The 19,513-nt window shown below is 67.1% G+C and carries 18 protein-coding genes and 1 pseudogene; 10 read left to right on the plus strand and 9 right to left on the minus strand.

Features of this window, described 5'->3' with window-relative positions; all coding sequences use genetic code 11:
* Nucleotides 1-43: 43 nt before the first annotated feature.
* Nucleotides 44-1,324: a serine--tRNA ligase gene (gene serS / locus OC373_RS01975; protein ID WP_046273366.1), complete on the minus strand. Its 1,281-nt coding sequence runs from the start codon at nt 1,322-1,324 to the stop codon at nt 44-46.
* Nucleotides 1,325-1,436: 112 nt separating this feature from the next.
* Between serS and OC373_RS01980 the strand changes: the two genes are divergently transcribed.
* Nucleotides 1,437-2,075, plus strand: a complete 639-nt coding sequence (locus OC373_RS01980; protein ID WP_261996943.1) for an energy transducer TonB — start codon at nt 1,437-1,439, stop codon at nt 2,073-2,075.
* A 148-nt stretch (nt 2,076-2,223) separates the two neighbouring features.
* A complete protein-coding gene (locus OC373_RS01985; protein WP_070470455.1) occupies nt 2,224-2,802 on the plus strand; it encodes an energy transducer TonB in 579 nt (192 codons plus the stop codon).
* Between the two features lie 160 nt (nt 2,803-2,962).
* On the opposite strand, the gene aroA is transcribed toward OC373_RS01985, so the two are convergent.
* The 4 genes from aroA to OC373_RS02005 form a co-directional block, all read right to left on the minus strand.
* On the minus strand, nt 2,963-4,276 hold the full coding sequence (gene aroA / locus OC373_RS01990) for a 3-phosphoshikimate 1-carboxyvinyltransferase (protein ID WP_070425431.1): 1,314 nt from the start codon (nt 4,274-4,276) through the stop codon (nt 2,963-2,965).
* 117 nt (nt 4,277-4,393) lie between these two features.
* Nucleotides 4,394-5,602: a prephenate dehydratase gene (pheA, locus tag OC373_RS01995; protein ID WP_152663744.1), complete on the minus strand. Its 1,209-nt coding sequence runs from the start codon at nt 5,600-5,602 to the stop codon at nt 4,394-4,396.
* Between the two features lie 39 nt (nt 5,603-5,641).
* Nucleotides 5,642-6,727: a 3-phosphoserine/phosphohydroxythreonine transaminase gene (serC, locus tag OC373_RS02000; protein WP_019184307.1), complete on the minus strand. Its 1,086-nt coding sequence runs from the start codon at nt 6,725-6,727 to the stop codon at nt 5,642-5,644.
* A 136-nt stretch (nt 6,728-6,863) separates the two neighbouring features.
* Nucleotides 6,864-7,664, minus strand: a complete 801-nt coding sequence (locus OC373_RS02005; protein ID WP_070425432.1) for an FHA domain-containing protein — start codon at nt 7,662-7,664, stop codon at nt 6,864-6,866.
* 121 nt (nt 7,665-7,785) lie between these two features.
* On the opposite strand from OC373_RS02005, the gene OC373_RS02010 reads away from it, so the two are divergent.
* From OC373_RS02010 to OC373_RS02020, 3 genes are all read left to right on the plus strand, one after another.
* A complete protein-coding gene (locus tag OC373_RS02010; protein ID WP_019184309.1) occupies nt 7,786-8,061 on the plus strand; it encodes a polyhydroxyalkanoic acid system family protein in 276 nt (91 codons plus the stop codon).
* Between the two features lie 99 nt (nt 8,062-8,160).
* Nucleotides 8,161-8,655, plus strand: a complete 495-nt coding sequence (locus tag OC373_RS02015) for a phasin family protein (protein ID WP_070425433.1) — start codon at nt 8,161-8,163, stop codon at nt 8,653-8,655.
* Nucleotides 8,656-8,929: 274 nt separating this feature from the next.
* Nucleotides 8,930-9,961: a restriction endonuclease gene (locus tag OC373_RS02020; RefSeq protein ID WP_070425434.1), complete on the plus strand. Its 1,032-nt coding sequence runs from the start codon at nt 8,930-8,932 to the stop codon at nt 9,959-9,961.
* A 3-nt stretch (nt 9,962-9,964) separates the two neighbouring features.
* Here OC373_RS02020 and hutC read toward each other — a convergent pair whose 3' ends face one another.
* Both hutC and OC373_RS02030 read right to left on the minus strand, forming a co-directional pair.
* Entirely contained in the window at nt 9,965-10,693 is a 729-nt protein-coding gene (gene hutC, locus OC373_RS02025) for a histidine utilization repressor (protein WP_070425435.1), read from the minus strand.
* Nucleotides 10,694-10,720: 27 nt separating this feature from the next.
* Nucleotides 10,721-12,097, minus strand: a complete 1,377-nt coding sequence (locus OC373_RS02030; RefSeq protein WP_070425436.1) for a formimidoylglutamate deiminase — start codon at nt 12,095-12,097, stop codon at nt 10,721-10,723.
* Between the two features lie 63 nt (nt 12,098-12,160).
* Between OC373_RS02030 and hutI the strand changes: the two genes are divergently transcribed.
* Genes hutI through hutU form a run of 4 tightly spaced genes read left to right on the plus strand, consistent with a single transcriptional unit; the run spans nt 12,161 to nt 17,419 of the window.
* Nucleotides 12,161-13,360 (plus strand): imidazolonepropionase, encoded by a 1,200-nt coding sequence (gene hutI / locus OC373_RS02035; protein WP_261996944.1) that lies wholly within the window; start codon nt 12,161-12,163, stop codon nt 13,358-13,360.
* A 23-nt stretch (nt 13,361-13,383) separates the two neighbouring features.
* Nucleotides 13,384-14,925: a histidine ammonia-lyase gene (hutH, locus tag OC373_RS02040; protein ID WP_070425438.1), complete on the plus strand. Its 1,542-nt coding sequence runs from the start codon at nt 13,384-13,386 to the stop codon at nt 14,923-14,925.
* A complete protein-coding gene (gene hutG, locus OC373_RS02045) occupies nt 14,922-15,755 on the plus strand; it encodes an N-formylglutamate deformylase (RefSeq protein WP_070425439.1) in 834 nt (277 codons plus the stop codon). The genes hutH and hutG overlap by 4 nt, the downstream gene beginning before the upstream one ends.
* Nucleotides 15,752-17,419: a urocanate hydratase gene (gene hutU / locus OC373_RS02050; RefSeq protein WP_261996945.1), complete on the plus strand. Its 1,668-nt coding sequence runs from the start codon at nt 15,752-15,754 to the stop codon at nt 17,417-17,419. The genes hutG and hutU overlap by 4 nt, the downstream gene beginning before the upstream one ends.
* A gap of 121 nt (nt 17,420-17,540) precedes the next feature.
* Here hutU and OC373_RS02055 read toward each other — a convergent pair whose 3' ends face one another.
* Together OC373_RS02055 and OC373_RS02060 are read right to left on the minus strand one after the other, a co-directional pair.
* Nucleotides 17,541-17,999, minus strand: a complete 459-nt coding sequence (locus OC373_RS02055) for an Imm30 family immunity protein (RefSeq protein ID WP_261996946.1) — start codon at nt 17,997-17,999, stop codon at nt 17,541-17,543.
* A 241-nt stretch (nt 18,000-18,240) separates the two neighbouring features.
* The gene (locus OC373_RS02060; protein ID WP_261996947.1) at nt 18,241-18,909 is read right to left on the minus strand and encodes a GAD-like domain-containing protein; all 669 of its coding nucleotides are present in this window, start codon (nt 18,907-18,909) and stop codon (nt 18,241-18,243) included.
* 150 nt (nt 18,910-19,059) lie between these two features.
* Here OC373_RS02060 and OC373_RS02065 point away from each other — a divergent pair.
* Nucleotides 19,060-19,461 (plus strand): annotated as a pseudogene (locus OC373_RS02065) (serine hydrolase); the annotation flags it as partial.
* Nucleotides 19,462-19,513: the final 52 nt, after the last annotated feature.

Raw genomic sequence — 19,513 nt, forward strand, 5'->3', positions numbered from 1 at the left:
ACCCGCCTTCCGGCGGGTTTTTTACACGCGTCACAGCACCGGATCAGCCGATGACATCCAGCCCGCCCATGTAGGGCTTGAGCACGTCCGGCACGGTGATGCTGCCGTCGGCGTTCTGGTAGTTCTCCATCACCGCGATCATCGCGCGGCCGACCGCCACGCCCGAACCGTTGAGCGTGTGCAGCAGTTCGGGCTTGCTGGTTTCCGGGTTGCGCCAGCGGGCCTGCATGCGGCGCGCCTGGAAATCACCACAGTTGGAGCACGAAGAGATTTCGCGGTAAGTGTCCTGCGAGGGCAGCCACACTTCCAGGTCGTAGGTCTTGATGGCGGCAAAGCCCATGTCGCCGGTGCACAGCAGCACCTTGCGGTAGGGCAGGCCCAGCTTTTCCAGCACGACTTCGGCACAGCGGGTCATGCGCTGGTGCTCTTCATCGCTCTGCGCCGGGGTGCAGGCGGCGACCAGTTCCACCTTCTCGAACTGGTGCTGGCGGATCATGCCGCGCACGTCGCGGCCGCCGCTGCCGGCTTCGGCGCGGAAGCACAGCGAATGGGCGGTCATGCGCAGCGGCAGCTGCTCGGCGTCGATGATTTCATCGCGCACGATGTTGGTCAGCGGCACTTCCGAGGTCGGGATCAGGTAGCGGGTGGACTCGCCCACGGCGGTCTTGAACAGGTCGTCCTCGAACTTCGGCAGCTGGCTGGTCCCACGCAGCGACTCGGCATTGACCAGGGTCGGGACGTTGGTCTCTTCATAGCCGTGCTCACCGGTATGCAGGTCGAGCATGAACTGCGCCAGGGCGCGGTGCAGGCGCGCGATCGGGCCACGCAGCACGGTGAAGCGCGAGCCGGACAGCTTGGCCGCGGTCTCGCCATCCAGCCAGCGGTTGCGGGCGCCCAGCTCGACATGATCAAGCACCGGGAAATCGAACGCGCGCGGGGTGCCCCAGCGCTTCTGCTCGACATTCTCCGATTCATCCTTGCCCGCCGGCACATCCTCGGCCGGCAGGTTCGGGATGCCCAGCGCGATCGCTTCGATCTTCTCGCGCAGCACATCCAGGGCCAGTTCCGAGGCTTTCAGTTCATCGGCGAACGCGGCCACCTCGGCCATGATCGCCGAGACGTCTTCGCCCTTGGCCTTGGCCTGGCCGATGGCCTTGGAACGGCTGTTGCGCAGGCTCTGCAGCTCTTGAGTACGCACCTGGATCCGCTTGCGATCGGCTTCCAGCGACTCCAGCCCGGAGACATCCAGCTCGAAACCGCGCGAGGAGCGCAGGCGTTCGGCAAGGTCGGCGGGCTGTTGGCGGAGCAGGGCTGGATCGAGCATGGCGGCAGAGGGGTCTACGGATTCGGAGGGGGATTATCGCCTGTTATGCGTTTTTCTGCCGCCGGTTCATCCCCGGCGTGGCAGAATCGCGGTGATCCATACGGTATGCCCCATGTCTGCTTCCCGCTCGACTTCTGGCAAGAACATCACTTTCCAGCTGCCCCGCCGCAGCCTCAAGATCGCCGCGATCGCCTTTGGTGCGGGCGTGCTGCTGTTCCTGGTGGTGTGGCTGAGCAGCCGCAAGGACGGCTTCTACAAGGCCGACCCCGCCGCGCAGACCCCTGCCCAGGTGGCCGAAGTCGAGCCCCTGCCCGAGCCACTGGCCGCTGCGGCCGGCTCCAGCGACATGCCCGACGCCAAGGCGCCGCCGGCCAATGAAGAAAAGCCGCAGCTGGTGGAGACCGCCCCGCCGCCGCCGCCGCCGGCTGCGCCCGCCGCACCTGCCGCGCCCGCTGCGCCTGTGGCGATGGCACCGAGCGACCGCCCGCAGCCGATTGCCGACCAGTCGCCGCCGCCCAGCTACCCGCCCGCCGCACTGCGCCGGGGGGATCGCGGCACGGTCGTGGTCCGCGTGGATGTGGATGCCACCGGCTATCCCTCGGCCGTGACCTTGATCCAGCGCAGCGGTTCACGCGACCTTGATCGTGCCGCGTCCGATGCAGTGCGCCGCTGGCGCTTCCAGCCGGCGCAGAGCAATGGTGTGCCGGTGCCTGGCAGCCTGGAAGTACCGTTCGACTTCACGCCGCAGTGATTCATCACCGCATCACGCGGTGATTTTGCAACGGCTCAGCAAACTGAACCTTGATGGCAATGCAGTCGTCGCGTTGACGGTGCGCTGACACATCCACAACCGGGTACGCGCAAGACTGCGGGTGTCACATCGACACCAGGAGTCAGCCATGAGTGTTACCCATGCCCCGGACATGCCCCGCTCGCCGCAGCACCAGCGCGACGTGATCGATGAGCCCCACAATCGCCGTACGTCACCCTGGTTATGGGTGGCGTTGATCGTGGCGATGTTCGCCGCTGCGCTGGTGTGGCTGCGATATGCCACCCCGGGCGATACCAACGACGCGCCGGTCGGCCAGCGCATGCTGCCCGCCACCGAGACCGCACCGGTGGCGACGACGCCGGCCCCGGCGGCGCGCCAAGCGGCTCCGGCTACCGAGCAGCGCAAGGCGACCCCGGCCGTGCGCAATCGTGAGGCCCGCCCGCTGGCGAGCAATGCCAAGCCGGCCTATCCGCGTACGGCGCTGCGCAGCGGCGTGCAGGGCAGTGTTGTGGCCAGCCTCAACGTGGATACCCGCGGCCAGGTGACCGACGCCAACATCGTGCAGCGCAGCGGTACGCGTGATCGCGATCTGGACCGTGCGGTGCTGACCACCGTGCGCGATTGGAAGTTCGAGCCGGCCATGCATAACGGCCGCGCCGTCGCCAGCGTGGTTCGCGTGCCCGTGGATTTCCGCACCGAGCGCTAACCTGATGCACTGAGGCGGAAACGAAAAGGGAGGCCAATGGCCTCCCTTTTTTGTTCCGTGAAGTACTGCGACGACGCCAGGTCAAGGTAGTGCCGCGCGCTGCCCGGCAACCACGCATACCCGACATCTGGACGCAGCAGCGGCAGAACCCGGCATTATCTCAGCCGGCGCGAAGCCCGAAACCTGCGCCGGTCGCCAGACCATCGAAATCCGGGAACGAGGTTGCTACGTTGGCGATGTCATTGACCCGCACCTCGCCCGTGCTGAGCTGGCCGGCAATGGCGAAGGCCATCGCGATGCGGTGATCGCCATGGCTTTCGATGGTGCCGCTGCCCAGCGCCGCGCCGCCATGGATCGTCGCGCCGTCCTCGGTCTCGTCCACCTGCACGCCCAGCGTGCGCAGGCCGGTCGCCATCGCGGCCAGGCGGTCCGATTCCTTGACCCGCAGCTCGGCCGCGCCACGCACCACGGTGTTGCCCTGCGCGGCGGCCGCGGCGACGAACAACGCCGGGAACTCATCGATCATGTCCGGCACCAGCGCTTCGGGAATCTCGGCGCCGTGCAGGGGCGCGTAACGCACCACCAGATCGGCCACCGCTTCCCCACCCTGCTCGGCATGGTTCTCTTCGGTGATGTCCGCGCCCATCAGTCGCAGCGCGGCCAGCAGACCGGTGCGGCGCGGGTTGAGGCCGACCGCGCGCAGGCGCAGTTCGGAGCCCGGGATGACGCTGGCGGCCACGAGGAAGAACGCCGCCGAGGAGAAATCGGCCGGCACCACGATATCGGTCGGGCGCAGGCGCTGGCCACCGCGCAGGCGGGCCTTGCCAGGCGAGAAGTCGATATCCACGCCGAACGCGCGCAGCATGCGCTCGCTGTAGTCGCGGGTCGGGTGCGGCTCGATGACCGAGGTTTCGCCCTCGGCATACAGCCCGGCCAGCAGCACGGCGGATTTGACCTGCGCACTGGCGACCGGCGAGGCGAACGCGATGCCGCGCAGCGTCTGCCCGCCCTGCACGCGCAGTGGCGGCGTGCCATCGGCCTCGGTCTCGATCTTCGCGCCCATCTCGCCCAGCGGGCCGGTCACGCGGCGCATCGGACGGCGCGACAGCGATTCATCGCCGACCATCACCGAATCGAACGGCTGCGCGGCCAGCAGCCCGGCCAGCAGACGCATGCCGGTGCCGGCGTTGCCGCAATCCAGCGGTGCGCTCGGCGCCTGCAGGCCATCCACCCCCACGCCGTGCACGATGCGCTGCGACGGCGACGGGGTGTCGATGCGCACGCCCATCTGCGAAAAGATCGCGGCGGTGGCGCGGGTGTCTTCGCCTTCCAGGAAGCCATCGATGCGCGACACGCCATCGGCCAGCGCGGCGAACATCACCGAACGGTGCGAGACGGACTTGTCGCCGGGGATGGTCAGGCTGCCCTGCAGGGGCTGGCCCTTGTGGGCGATCCAGTACGGAGATGCAGTCATCGGAAATCCTATGGGGCGGGGCCGCCGCAGCGGCGATGCAACGGTGTGCGGAAGGGCCGCAGTGCCCATGCGGGCACCGGGCCGGGCGTAGCGCGCAGCGCGGCTACGCCGTTCGGATCAGGGCACGGCGACCGGATAGGAGCCGAGGATCTTGATCTGCGCCGAGTGGGCTTTCAGTTCGGCCAGGGCCGCCTGCATCGCCTCGTCGTCAACGTGGCCAGCCAGGTCGATGAAGAAGCCGTACTCCCACTTGGCGTTGTGCGAGGGACGCGACTCGATCCGGTTCATGCTGATGCCATGCCGCGCGAACGGGCTGAGCACATCGAACAGCGCGCCAGGCTTGTCGTGGATGAACACCAGCACCGAGGTGCGGTCGTGGCCGGAGGTCGGGAAGATGTTGCGGCCGATCACCAGGAAGCGCGTGGTGTTGTCCGCATCGTTCTGGATCGGCTTGGTCACCACCTTCTTCAGGCCGTACACATGCCCGGCACTCTCGCCGCCGATCGCCGCGGCGTCATCGGCATTGCGGGCGCGGCGCGCACCTTCGGCATTGCTGGACACCGGGATCTTCTCGGCCTTGGGCAGGTTGGCGCGCAGCCACGAGGAGGTCTGCATGAACGACTGCGGGTGGCCGTAGACGCGCTCGACATCTTCCAGCCGGCCGCTGCGCGACATCAGGTACTGCTGCACGCGCAGTTCCACTTCGCCACAGATCTTCAGGTTGGAGGTCAGGAACATGTCCAAGGTGATCTGGATGGTGCCCTGCCCCGAGTTTTCCACCGGCACTACACCGAAATCGGCATTGCCCGCTTCCACTTCCTGGAAGACTTCCTCGATGCTGGCCAGCGGCAGGCCCAGCGCCGAGCGGCCGAAGTGCTTGAGCACGGCCTGCTGGCTGAAGGTGCCTTCCGGACCGAGATAGCCGATCTTCAGCGGCTCCTGCTGGGCCAGGCAGGCCGACATGATTTCGCGGTAGACGTGGACCAGCACTTCGTCGCTGAGCGGGCCTTCGTTGCGGTCCACCACCATGCGCAGCACCTGGGCTTCGCGCTCGGGGCGGTAGTAATCCACGGCGGCGGCGAGCTTGCCCTTGGCCTTCCCGACCTGGTGGGCGAAGTTGGCGCGCTCGGCGATCAGTGCCTGGATGCTGCGGTCGATATGGTCGATCTTGGCGCGCACGTCCGACAGCACGGGCGCGGCAACGGCCGGCGCGGTATCGCGCTTGGCGGCCTTGGCCTTCTTCGCGGGGGCAGCAGCCTTGGGCGTGGTCGGCGCCGGCGTGGCGGCCTTGGGCTTGGCGGGTTTGGTGGCCATCTGGGTTCCAATTGCTGTGGGGCGGCAGGCGCCCCGGGGAAAACGAACGCGTCAGCCGTTGCGCTGCTGGAAATCGCGCATGAAGGCGGCCAGCGCCTGCGCGCCCTCCACCGGCATGGCGTTGTACAGCGAGGCACGGATGCCGCCGACCGCCTTGTGACCCTTCAGCGCCAGCAGGCCGGCGGCTTTGGATTCACTGACGAAACGGGCATTGAGCGTGTCGTCGGGCAGGAAAAACGGGATGTTCATGCGCGAGCGCGCGGCTGGCACCACGTTGTTGCGGTAGAAGCCGCCGGACTGGTCGATCGCCTCGTACACCAGGCCCGACTTGACCGCGTTGCGACGCGCGAATTCTTCCACTCCGCCTTCGGCCAGCATCCACTGGAACACCAGGCCGGCCAGGTACCAGTTCCAGGTCGGCGGGGTGTTGAGCATGGAATCGCGGGCGACATGCGAGCGGTAATCGAAGATGTCCGCGCGCGGCTGGCCGCTGCGCTCGAGCAGGTCGCGGCGCACGATCACGACCGATACGCCGACCGGGCCGAGATTCTTCTGCGCCCCGGCGTAGATCAGGCCGTACCGGCTGACATCCAGCGGTTCGCTGGCGATCGACGAGCTGAAATCGGCGAACAGCGGCACCGTGCCCACGTCGGGAGTGTCACGGAACTCGACGCCGTGGATGGTTTCGTTGGCGGTGATGTGCACGTACGCGGCATCGTCGGAGAGCTGCCAGCTGGCGCGTGCCGGGATGTCGTGGAAGCCGTTGGCCTCGCTGCTGGCAGCCACGTTGACCGAAACATACGGGCTGACCTGCTTGATCGCGGTCTTGCCCCAGTGCCCGGTGAGCACGTAATCCACGGTCTGGCCGGGCTGGGCGAAGTTGAGCGCGAGCAGGGCCTGCTGGGTGGTCGCGCCGCCGGCCAGGAACATCACCGCGTAGTCGTCCGGAATGCCGATCAGGCGGCGCAGATCGGCCTCGGCCTGGGCGGCGACGGCCATGAACTCCGGGCCGCGGTGACTCATTTCGACAATGGAGGCGCCCGCGCCGTTCCACTCCAACATCTCTTCCTGCGCCTGGCGCAGGACCGATTCCGGCAGGGTTGCAGGGCCGGCACTGAAATTGAACGCGCGCGTCATGTCACACCTATGGGGCAAGACCCCTAGTATGCCGCAGCGCACCAGCCTTTAGGCCTTGCAGGACAAGGCGAATTTGGTTGCAAACGAATCTAATGGCCCACGCCAGGTGTGCCTGATTGCCGGCCAGGGGCCGGCACTACCTCGCCCCGAACCAGAGCAGGCCGCTGATCGCTGCCGCGAGCAGCAGCGCACTGACCAGCAGCCACGGCCAGCGGCTCACCCGCTTGGGCACGGCCACCGGTTCCGGGCGCTGGCGCGCTTCGAAGCCGTCGTCTTCTTCCTCGACCACGATGCGCTTGCGGCCGTCATGCGGCACCTCGAGCACGAAGCGGTGCTGGGCATCGAAGACCAGCTGGTCACCGGGCTGCAGCCAGCAGTGGCGAACGGTGACGCCATTGACCCGGGTCGACTCGCCGGCGCCCAGGTCGCGCAGCAGCAGGCGCTCGCCGTGCTGCTCAAGGCGGGCGTGCTGCTCGGCGAAGGCCGGGTCGTCGATGACGATGTCCGCCTCCGGCCCGCGCCCGATCACGCGCGGGCGATCCAGGGTGAAGCTGCGCCCGTGGTGCTGGCCGCCGACGCCACGCAACAGACGCTGGTCATCGCCACCGTCATCGCTGCGCGGCGGTGCGTGCGCAACGGCCTCGCAGTCGCCCTGCACCACCATCTCCACGCCATCGGCGTAGACGGCGTCGCCCGCGCGCAGCAGCGCCATCCGCCGCACCGGGCGGCCATTGACGTGGATGCCGCGGATGCCGCTGGCGACCTGCAGCCACAAGCCGCGGTCGTCCAGGCAGAACTGGGCCAGCAACAAGGTGCCGGGAGTGTCATCGCCAAGCCGGACAGTGCCCGAAGCATGACGCACGATGCGCTGCACCCCGGGCCGCAGGGGCTGGTCGGGGTGTTGGCGTTGAGTAAAGTGGACTAGCAGGTTCTGCACGCGGCGCAGCCTAGCAGGTTGAATGTCAGGGAAGAAGAAGTGTGACGCAGACCTTGGAGTTGTGCCTGAGGATGCGCACAATGCACGCCCGAATCCGCGCCGTTGTCCGCCAGGAGACTGTATGTCCACCATCGATATCCGTCACGCCCACTCCCTGCCCGCCGAAAACGCGCGCAAGGCCATCGAAGAAGTCGCCGCCAAACTGTCCGAGCGTTTCGGCCTGCAGTCCAGCTGGGTGGGCGACGTGCTGAACTTCAGCGGCTCCGGCGTGGATGGCGCGATCGCGCTGCAGCCCGGCCAAGTGCAGGTCACCGCCAAGCTCGGCTTCCTGCTCTCGGCCATGAAAAGCATGGTGGAAAGCGAGATCCAGCGCGTGCTGCAGGAAAAGCTCGGCTGAACCGACACCCGGCCCGGCGCTGCACAGGCGCCGGCCATCACATCGCTTGAAGCCGGCGATGCATACGATCCAAGGGTGTCCACCCACAGGGATCGCCCCATGAATTCACCCAACGACTTCGACGATCGCATCCCCGGCGAGAAGCCCTCGCTGCAGGATCAGGCCGAGCGCTTCTCGCGCAAGCTGACCGATTCGGCCCAGCAGATCTGGCTGGCGGGGCTTGGCGCCTTCGGGCGCGCACAGGCCGAAGGCAGCCGGGTCTTCGACAACCTGGTCAAGGAAGGCGAGAACATCGAGGCCCGCAACCGTGAGCAGGCCGGCGATACGCCGCGCTGGCGCGACAATGTCGAGGAACACCTCGGCGAGGCCCGTGAAAAGGCCAGCGGCACCTGGGACAAGGTCGAGAAGGCCTTCGATGACCGGGTCCAGGGCGTGCTCAAGCGCCTGCACATCCCGACCGCCGAGGACGTGGCCGCCCTCAATGCCCGGATCGACGCCCTCACTACCCGGGTCAACCGCGCCGAGGCCCGCAATGCCTCCCCGTCGGCCGATCCGTCGCCGGGGACGCACCAGTCGCCGACCTCCGACGCCTGACTGAACTGATCCGACCTCGTTTGTTGCAAAGCAGCACGACTTTGTTGACAATCGAAATCGACCCGCCAATCGCTTCCACCGCCGTTTGTTCCCTCCCCTCACGGCTTTGGATTGGCGGGTTTTTTGTGGGCGCTCGATCGCCGCACCGCCACAAAGTGAGACGGCCGTCACCGACGTGATCGACGGATGCCCATGCGTGCGACAACGACGCGCCGCTGACGTGCAAAGGCGCATATAAACTGTCTATCGCACTTCCCTGTTCATATCCCCCTGCATGCTCTCCTGGATTCTGGCCCTGCTGTTGGCCCTCATCGCCTGGTTCCTGGCCACGGCCTACTTCTGGCTGATCAAACGGAAGCGCAAGGAGACCCAGCTTGGCCTGAATGCCCTGGCCGGCATGCACTGGCGGGAATTTTCCCTGATCGTCCGGCGTGCGATGCACGAGCAGCGTGGCCTGCAGGACGTGCCCGATGAGGCCGTGGACAGCCGCCAACCCCGCAGCGATTTCCTCATGCACGACGGCCCGCAGCGCTGGCTGCTCTCCTGCAAGCACGGGCGCGCTTACCGGATCGGCACGGCGGCGGTGAATGAGCTGGGCGCCGCCGCGCGCCTGGCTGGTGCCCGCGGCGGGATCCTGATCACCGAAGGCAGGGTCGAGCGCGATGGCCGCATCGCCGCTGAAAAGCAGAATGTCGAGGTTCTGGACGGCCCGCTGCTGTGGCCGCTGCTGCAGCCGTATCTGCCCGGCGACATGGAGTCCCGCGTACAGGCCGGTGCCCGTCGCGAGGCGATCCGCCGGATTTCGATCGCGGCGCTGGGCGCGGCGACTCTGGGCTTGATGGTCGGGCTGGGCTCGCTGACCGCGGGACTGGAAAGGCAATGGGCCGACGACGAGTCCACGACGACCGCGCCTGCCGCCATGACTCCCGCCACAGCGGCCCCGGCGCCGGCCGATACCGCCCCCACCGCCGCACCGGCACCACCCGCGGCAGCGCACGAGGGCCGTCCAGGCCCGGCGACTGACGCGGCCCCCGCTGCGATGGACGCCAACCCCGACAACGCCACGCTGGACCGCTATCAGCACGAACTGTCACGCAACGTGGCCACCCGCCCCGGCGTGGCCAGCGGCATCTGGCTGACGCGGCAGACGCTGGCGATCAACCGCACCGGCGAGATCGATGCCATCTGGCCGCTGATCTGCGAGGAAGTGACCCGCTACCCGGCACTGCGCACCGTGCGCATCCAGCTCAACCCGCGCCCCGGCGTGGATGAGCCGGTCCGCTGGCGGCAATGCACCACGCTGTAACGGTCAGCGCGCGCCCGGCGAGAATCGGGCGACCAGGTCGTAGGCATCGCCCAGGAACATCTGCCGCACGCAGGTGATCGGCTGCTCGCCGCGCCAGGTGAGGCGGTCGATGACCAGGCATGCCGTGCCGGGTTTGACCTGCAACAGCGTAGCGGCCGCGTCATCGGCGCCCCACGCGCTGATCCGGTGCTGGGCGCGCGTCCACGACACGTTCTGCAGCAGCCAGCTGCCGGGCGCCGTCGTCTCGAAATCCACCGCCAGCACCTCCGGCACGCCGACCGGACTGATCAGGCGATGCTCCAGTGCCAGCGGCCGGCCATCGGCCAGGTGCAGGCAGCGGATCGCCAGCAGTTTTTCGCCGCCGGCCAGGGCGGTTTCCTCCGCGACCTGCTCGCGTGGGCGACGGTAGGCGCGCTCCAGCAGCTGGTAGCCATACACATGCCCGCGCGCTTCCACCGCCATCGCGATATCGGGGATTTCCAGCGCCACCTGTTCCAGGTGCGGCGGCTGCCGGGCGACGAACGAGCCCGCACGGCGGCGGCGCTCGATCATGCCGCTCTCGGCCAGCGCGGTCAGCACCTTGTTCACGGTCATCCGCGAGCAGCCGTACTGCTCCATCAGCTCGTGTTCGTAGGGGATGCGGAAGCCAGGCTCCCACTGTCCACTGAGGATGCGGCTTTCCAGATCGGCGCGGATGCGCTGATTGAGGGTTGCTGCTTTCTTGCCCGTCACTCTGGATTCCTGCATGGGAGGGTCGGATCAGACCCTCAACAACGGTCGAAGTGCCGCGGCGAACCGTGCGGCCACCGCCTCGCGTTGCGGGTGGCGACCGTCACGGACCAACTGGCGCCCCTGGCGCCATACCGATCGCACGGCGCCATTACGTGCGGCGAACACCCAGCTGTCAAGCAAGGCATCGCCGTCGCGGGCGATCAGCGCCGGGTGATCGGGATCGAGCTCGACCAGGTCGGCAGGTGCGCCGACCTGCAGCCCGCTGGTCACGCCCAGCGCCTGCGCAGCACCGTTCAACGACTGTTCGTACAGCCAGCGGCCGGTGGACTGGCCATCGCCCGGGGCCAGCACGTTGCGCCCACGCAGGTGCAGGCGCTGGCCGTACTCGAGCAGGCGCAGTTCTTCGGCGGCGTCGATCAGGACGTTGGAGTCGGAACCGACACCGAACCGGCCACCGGCGCGCGCGAACGCCTGCATCGGGAACAGGCCGTCGCCCAGGTTCGCCTCGGTGATCGGGCACAGCCCGGCCACCGCGCGACTGGCCACGATCTGCTGCAGCTCCGCCCCGGTGATGTGGGTGGCGTGCACCAGGCACCAGCGTGCGTCCACCGGCGCGTGTTCGTACAGCCACTGCACAGGGCGCATCCCGCTCCAGGCCACGCAGGCATCGACCTCGCGGGTCTGTTCGGCGATGTGGATGTGGACCGGGCCGGTGTTGAGGGGCAGCAGCGCCGACAGTTCCTCGCCGGTCACCGCGCGCAGGCTGTGCGGGGCGAAACCGAGCACCGCATCGTCCTGGCCCTGCAGCGCGCGCGTGCAGCCCTGCAGCAGCTCGGCAAAACCATCGACATCGTGGATCAGCCGGCGCTGGGCCGGGTTCGGCGCGGCGCCACCGAAATCGGCATGCGCATAGAACACCGGCAGCAGGGTCAGGCCGATCCCGCTGGACCGGGCGGCAGCGGCGATGCGCTCGGCCATTTCGGCACGGTTGGCGTAAGGCGCACCGTCCGGCCCGTGATGCAGATAGTGGAACTCGCCAACCCGGGTGAACCCGGATTCCAGCATCTCCACATAGGCCTGCTCGGCGATCGCCTGCATGGCATCGGGCTGCAGATGCGCCAGGAAGCGGTACATCAGCTCCCGCCAGCTCCAGAAGCTGTCCCCGCTGTTGCCACCGATCTCGGTCAGCCCGGCCATGCCGCGCTGGAAGGCGTGGCTGTGCAGGTTGCCCAGGCCCGGCAGGGCGATGGCCAACGCGGCATCACCCGCCTCGGCCGGCATCCCCGGGGTCACCTCGACCAGCATGCCGCCCTGGCTGGCGATGCGCACATCGCGCGCCCAGCCCTGCGGCAGCAGCGCGCGGGCGGCGTGGAAACGAAGGATCGGTGCGGGGTTGGCTGGCATCACTGGACATCCCGGAAGAGGCGCCTATATTGTATAGACATATACACCGATGTGGTTGCTGCCATGCACTGTGACACCCTCTGGTACCACGCCAACCTGATCACCGTCGATGGCCCGGGGCTGGGCGTGATCGAGGATGGCGTCATCGCCGCGACCGATGGGCGCATCGTGCATGTCGGCGCGGCCGGCTCGGCCGATCATCTGCAGCCGGCCCAGCGCATCGACGTTGGCGGGCGCTGGATCAGCCCCGGCCTGATCGACTGCCACACCCACCTGGTCTATGCCGGCAACCGCGCCGGTGAGTTCGAGCAGCGCCTGCAGGGCGTGAGCTATGCCGATATCGCCCGCGCCGGCGGCGGCATCGTCTCCACCGTGCGCGCCACCCGCGCCGCCAGCGAAGCCGACCTGCTCGCCGCCAGCCTGCCCCGCCTGGACGCCATGTTGGCCGAAGGCATCACCACGCTGGAGATCAAATCCGGGTACGGGCTGACCCTGGCCGACGAGACCAAGCAGCTGCAGGTCGCGCGCGAACTGGGCCGCCAGCGCGCGGTCGAGATCGTGCCGACCTTCCTCGGCGCACATGCGATCCCGCCGGGCCGCGAGGCGCAGGAGTACATCGACGAGGTCTGCAACGTCATGATTCCGGCCGTTGCCGCCGCCGGGCTGGCCGAAGCGGTGGACGTGTTCTGCGAGAACATCGCCTTCAGCGCCGCGCAGGCCGAACAGGTGTTCGTCGCCGCGCGGCAGCACGGGCTGGCGATCAAGATCCACGCCGAGCAGCTGAGCAACCAGCATGGTGCCGCCCTGGCGGCGCGTCACGGTGCGCTGTCGGCCGACCATATCGAACACCTCGACGCCGACGGCATCGCCGCGATGCGCCGCGCCGGCACCGTGGCGGTGCTACTGCCGGGCGCGTTCTATTTCACCCGTGATACCACCCTGCCCCCGATCGCCGAACTGCGCGCGGCGGGTGTGCCACTGGCGCTGGCCACCGATTCCAACCCCGGCACCTCGCCCCTGACCAGCCCGCTGCTTGCGATGAACATGGCCGCCACCCTGTTCCGCATGACCGTGGAGGAATGCATCGCCGGCTTCACCCGTGAAGCCGCACGCGCACTCGGTCGCCAGGACCGGATAGGCCGGCTCGCCGTCGGCCTGGACTGCAATCTGGCCGTGTGGGACATCGAGGCGCCTGCCGACCTCGTCTACCGCATGGGCTTCAACCCCCTGCACGCCCGCGTGATGCGCGGCCAACCCGTCTGAACCTAGTGATGTCTGGAGATTTCATGAGCACTACCCTGACCCTGCACCCCGGCGCCGTCACGCTGGCGCAATGGCGCGCGATCCATGACGGCGCGCGGGTGCGGCTGGACCCGGCTTCGGCCGCCGCCGTGCTGCGCAGTGCGCAGACCGTGGCCGACATCGTCGCCAAGGGCGCACCGGTGTATGGCATCAACACCGGCTTCGGCAAGTTGGCCAGCGTGCGCATCGAGCGCGAGGATCTGGAAACCCTGCAGCGCAATATCGTGCTCTCGCACGCGGCCGGCGTCGGTGAGCCGATGCCGGCGCCGGTAGTGCGCCTGATGATGGCGCTGAAGCTGGCCAGCCTCGCCCAGGGCGCCTCGGGCATCCGCCCGCAGACACTGGCCCTGCTGGAAGCGTTTCTGCAGCACGATTTCATTCCGGTGATTCCGTGCCAGGGCTCGGTTGGCGCCTCGGGCGACCTGGCCCCGCTTTCGCACCTGGCCAGCGTGATGATCGGTGTCGGCGAGGCCTTCGTCGATGGTCAGCGCCTGCCTGCTGCCGAGGCACTGGCGAAGGTCGGCCTGGCCCCGCTGGTGCTGGGTGCGAAGGAAGGCCTGGCCCTGCTCAACGGCACGCAATACTCCACCGCCTATGCACTGGCCGGGCTGTTCGCGATCGATACCGTGTTCCGTGCGGCGCTGGTCACCGGCGCGCTGTCGGTGGAAGCAGCCAAGGGCTCGGACACGCCCTTCGATCCCCGCATCCACAGCATCCGCGGCCAGCGCGGGCAGATCGCCACCGCCGCCGCGCTGCGCACCCTGATGCAGGGCTCGGCGATCCGCGAATCGCACCGCGACAACGACGTGCGCGTGCAGGACCCCTACTGCCTGCGCTGCCAGCCGCAGGTGATGGGCGCCGCGTTCGACGTGATGCGCCAGGCCGCGACCACGCTGGCGATCGAAGCCAACGGCGTGTCCGACAATCCGCTGGTGTTCACCGATACCAACGAGGCGCTGAGCGGCGGCAACTTCCATGCCGAGCCGGTCGCCTTCGCGGCCGACATGCTGGCGATGGCCGTGTGCGAGATCGGCTCGATCAGTGAGCGCCGCACCGCGATGCTGGTCGACCCGGCGCTGTCCGGGTTGCCGGCCTTCCTTACCCCGAAGCCGGGCTTGAATTCCGGCTTCATGATTCCGCAGGTCACTGCGGCAGCGCTGGTCTCGGAAAACAAGCAGCGCGCCTACCCGGCCAGCGTCGATTCGATCCCGACCTCGGCCAACCAGGAAGACCACGTCTCGATGGCCGCCCACGGTGCGCGCCGCCTGATGGCGATGGCCGAGAACGCGGCCAATGTGATCGGCATCGAGCTGCTCGCCGCCGCGCAGGGCTGCGATTTCCACGCCCCGCTGCGCTCCAGCGATGCGCTGGAAGCGGTGCGCCAGCGCCTGCGCGCGCAGGTGCCCACGCTGGAAGACGACCGCTATTTCCATCCGGACATGGTGGCCGCGACCGATCTGGTCCGCAGCGGCGTGCTGGCCGACGGCCTGGGCGACATCCTCCCGCCGCTGGAGCCCCTGTCATGACCGCGCACCCGGACTGGCTGCAGATCCACCGCGGCGATGCACCGTTGATCGTCAGCTTCCCGCATACCGGCACCGAGCTGCCCGATGCACTGGCCGCGCAGTTCATCTCCCCGTGGCTGGCCCGCCGCGATGCCGACTGGTGGGTGCACGATCTGTATGCCTTCGCGCAGCAGATGGGCGCCACCACGATCCGCTCGGCGGTGTCGCGCTCGGTCATCGATCTCAATCGCGACCCCAGCGGCAGCTCGCTGTACCCGGGCCAGAACACCACCGGCCTGTGCCCGCTGACCACCTTCGACAACCAGCCGCTGTACCGCGATGGCCACGGCCCGGACGAAGCCGAGATCGCGCGGCGCCGCGCTACCTGGTTCATGCCCTACCACGACGCCCTTGCCGCGGAGATCGCGCGCCTGCGTGCGCAGCACGGCACCGTGGTGGTGTACGACGCGCACTCGATCCGCTCGCATATTCCGCACCTGTTCGATGGCCAGCTGCCGCAGTTCAACCTGGGCACCAATGGCGACACCACCTGCGACAACGCTCTGACCGATGTGGTCGACAACCTGTGCGCGATGAGCGGCATGAGCCATGTCCGCAACGGCCGTTTCAAGGGCGGCTACATCACCCGTCACTACAGCGACATCCCTGGCGGCGTGCACACGCTGCAGATGGAGCTGGCCTGCCGCGGCTACATGCACGAGCCCGAGGCCGTGGATGAGCACAGCTGGCCCACGCCGCTGGATCCCGATCACGCCGCGCCGCTGCGCGCCACGCTGCAGCAGGTGCTCGATGCCTGTCTCGACTTCGCTACGTCCCGGAGTGCTGCATGACCCGTCTCGATTCCACCCGCACCATCCTCGCCCCGACCGGTACCACGCTCACCTGCAAGAGCTGGCTGACCGAAGCCCCGCTGCGCATGCTGATGAACAACCTGCACCCCGACGTGGCCGAGCGCCCGCAGGAGCTGGTGGTCTATGGCGGCATCGGCCGCGCCGCGCGCGACTGGGAAAGCTACGACAAGATCGTCGAGACGCTGCAGCGGCTGGAGGATGACCAGACCCTGCTGGTGCAGTCCGGCAAGCCGGTCGGCGTGTTCCGCACCCACGTGGACGCCCCAAGGGTGCTGATCGCCAACTCCAACCTGGTGCCGCGCTGGGCCAATTGGGACCACTTCAACGAGCTCGATAAGAAGGGCCTGGCCATGTACGGCCAGATGACGGCCGGCAGCTGGATCTACATCGGCGCCCAGGGCATCGTGCAGGGCACCTACGAAACCTTCGTGGAAATGGGTCGCCAGCACTACAACGGCAACCTGGCCGGCAAATGGCTGTTCACTGGCGGGCTGGGCGGCATGGGCGGCGCGCAGCCGCTGGCTGCGGTGATGGCCGGCGCCTCGTGCCTGGCAGTGGAGTGCCGCAGGAGCAGCATCGAAATGCGCCTGCGTACCGGCTATCTGGACACCTGGACCGACGACCTCGACGAAGCGCTGCGCCTGATCGAGGAATCCTGCACCGCGAAGAAGCCGCTCTCGGTTGGCCTGCTCGGCAACGTCGCCGACGTGCTGGACGAGCTGCTGGTGCGCGGCGTCAAGCCGGACCTGCTGACCGACCAGACCTCCGCGCACGACCCGGTCAACGGCTACCTGCCGCAGGACTGGACCGTGGAAGAGTGGGATGAAAAACGCGTCTCCGCGCCGAAGGACGTCGAAGCCGCCGCGCGCGCCTCCATGGCCAACCACATCCGCGCCATGCTCGCCTTCCACGCCCTCGGCGTGCCGACCGTGGATTACGGCAACAACCTGCGCCAGATGGCACTGGAAGAAGGCGTGGACGATGCGTTCGACTTCCCCGGCTTCGTGCCCGCCTACATCCGCCCGCTGTTCTGCCGCGGCATCGGCCCGTTCCGCTGGGCGGCGCTGAGCGGCGATCCGGAGGACATCGCCAAGACCGACGCGAAGGTCAAGGAGCTGATCCCGGACGACCCGCACCTGCACCGCTGGCTCGACATGGCCGCCGAGAAGATCAAATTCCAGGGCCTGCCCGCGCGCATCTGCTGGGTCGGCCTGGGCGATCGTGACCGACTCGGCCTGGCGTTCAACGAGATGGTCGCCAATGGCGAGCTGAAGGCACCGGTGGTGATCGGCCGCGATCACCTGGATTCGGGCAGCGTCGCCTCGCCGAACCGCGAAACCGAAGCAATGGCCGACGGCTCCGATGCCGTCTCCGACTGGCCGCTGCTTAACGCCCTGCTCAACACCGCCAGTGGCGCCACCTGGGTGTCGCTGCACCACGGTGGCGGCGTCGGCATGGGCTTCTCGCAGCATGCGGGCATGGTCATCGTCTGCGACGGCACCGAGGCCGCGGCCAAGCGCATTGCACGCGTGCTGTGGAACGACCCGGCCACCGGCGTGATGCGGCATGCCGATGCAGGTTATGAGATCGCGGTGGAGTGCGCGAAGGAGAAGGGGCTGGATCTGCCTGGGATTCTTGGCTGATCGAGTGTCGCCGGGCGTGGCCCGGTGTTACATTGAACGTGTGGTGGTGCCGGCCGTTGGCCGGCACCACCTGGTGTTGGGACGCTCCGGTAAATGCCGATCTTGGTCTGCGCTCGCACAGCTACATCAGTGCCGAAGCGACCACGGATGCCCTTACCCGGATACCGTCCGACGCATCATCCTTCAGCGCTTCGATCAAGGAGACGACTTCTGCTGCGCCCTTCGTCGAAACCATCTTCTTCAGGCAGGCAATCAACACATCTTTGTGTAGATCACTATTCAGCAATCTGCAAATGAACGTCTCCAACCATTCTGGTGCCGCGCGACGCATGTACGGAGCTGATTGGACAAGCGCAGAAATGAAAATCTCGCTGTCACTTGTCTCGACGAGATGAAGCAGCCCCCACATGACTTCATGATGCGGAGTGTCATCGGCGAATGTTGAAAAAAGGACTCCCAGCTCTCGATTGGAGAATTCCAGTCCTGATAGCGCCTGAACCGTCCGGTCAAATGCAGCAACTTCTTCTGAAGTGAGCATTCGCGAAGCCCGCAACAGCTCGTCCAGAAGTTGATCTTTCATCACAGCTTCGTTGGCGGAACCTGGCATTACTTGCACCGGTGCATCAGCGGAGTGGTATCCGATTGTACGCACGCACCCTGTAACGGTGGCTTTGGCACCAAGAACCGCCAAGTATGACCAGTGTTACCGACCGAACTCTTTGGAGCCGTGCAACTGCTCGGCTCAATTTTCCCGGCTGCACGACGCCTGACCGAAAGACAGCCGAGCATGGGTTCGGCCCCACACTATTGGGGCCTCCAATTCACTTCCGGGCCAGCGGCTTCACATCAATCGCATAGCGTGGAAACGCAGGCGCGGCGAACTCCCTCAGCAGATGCAGGTGCGGGTGAAGCTTGAGCCTGCGCAGATTGCCAATGGCTACTTCGCCGCCGCAAACCAGCGCTGGCTCAAAACCATACATCTCATCCGCCATCAAGTGCCCGCAAGTACTCACAACCCTGTCAAAAGGCAGCTCTTCGGCCCCATCCATCAGATCAAAGTCGTCGAGCTCCGCGCAAGCGAAAAACGCCCTGATGCCCCCCTCCTGCCGTGCGAGAGACTTGGGCCTCAAACAGTTCTGAAGAGCAAACACTTCACTGCGGATCGGATCGATGCTCACCCCAGCGCCTGATGCTTCACCGCACAGGTGGAGCCGTCCAAACCCGCTTCTGGCAAATACATGGTAGGTATCGATCAGGGGAAATGGAGTACCAGCCAACCACATGTGCATCAGGCCTTCGTAGTCCTCGGGATTGACCGTCCACAGCCGTCCATTGCCATAGCTCGCCCATCCATCTCGATGCCAGTAGCTCAGTAGCGATGCAGGCAAGACACCCGCCCACTTGGAGAAGCTGGCCCGCGGCACCGACGCACGCTCACTGGCCTCGCCAAAATTCTCGATGAAGAGCGCGAAGTCCTGATCTTCTTCCATTGTCCTTCCCATGCAGGGCTATCTCGTCAGCGTGGACGGAGGCGCTCTTATATCTGATGCTGCACCAGGTGCTAAGGGGCATTTACGACAGCCCTTTGGACTTTCACGCATCACGCAGCCGCCGCGACGCTTGACCCTATCCCCCGCCGTGACCAAAGCGCCCGCAATGCCTGGTCGAGCACGCTGGTGGAAAGCACGATGGCAGTGGCTGCGCCAGGCGAGTTTCCGCATGCAGCACTGTCCGAGCGGCTGATCGGCTACGCGCTTGATGACGATGCCGGTGCAACACAGACAATGCACCGCTGGCTGAGCGGCAGCAACGGAGTTCCCTCTGGCGAACTGGAACGTGCGATCAATGCCGATGGCTACGCCATCCGCGAGAGTCTCGGCGCACGCAAAGCGTTGAAGATTTTCGCTCTGAACAGCGAGCTGTATCCGGACTCGCCCAATGCGTGGGACAGCTTGGCAGAGTGCCATGCCGCGCTGGGGGAGAAGGAAACGGCTCGCCGGCTGTATACGAAAGCCAAGGCGCTGGCGACACCCCCGCTGTAACCTCGAACCGCGCTCGGTTCAGGGATGGGAGCAATCAAGCATGACCCTGCTT

It is taken from the genome of Stenotrophomonas sp. Ste96, assembly GCF_024519495.1.
GTDB classification, from domain to species: domain Bacteria; phylum Pseudomonadota; class Gammaproteobacteria; order Xanthomonadales; family Xanthomonadaceae; genus Stenotrophomonas; species Stenotrophomonas bentonitica_A.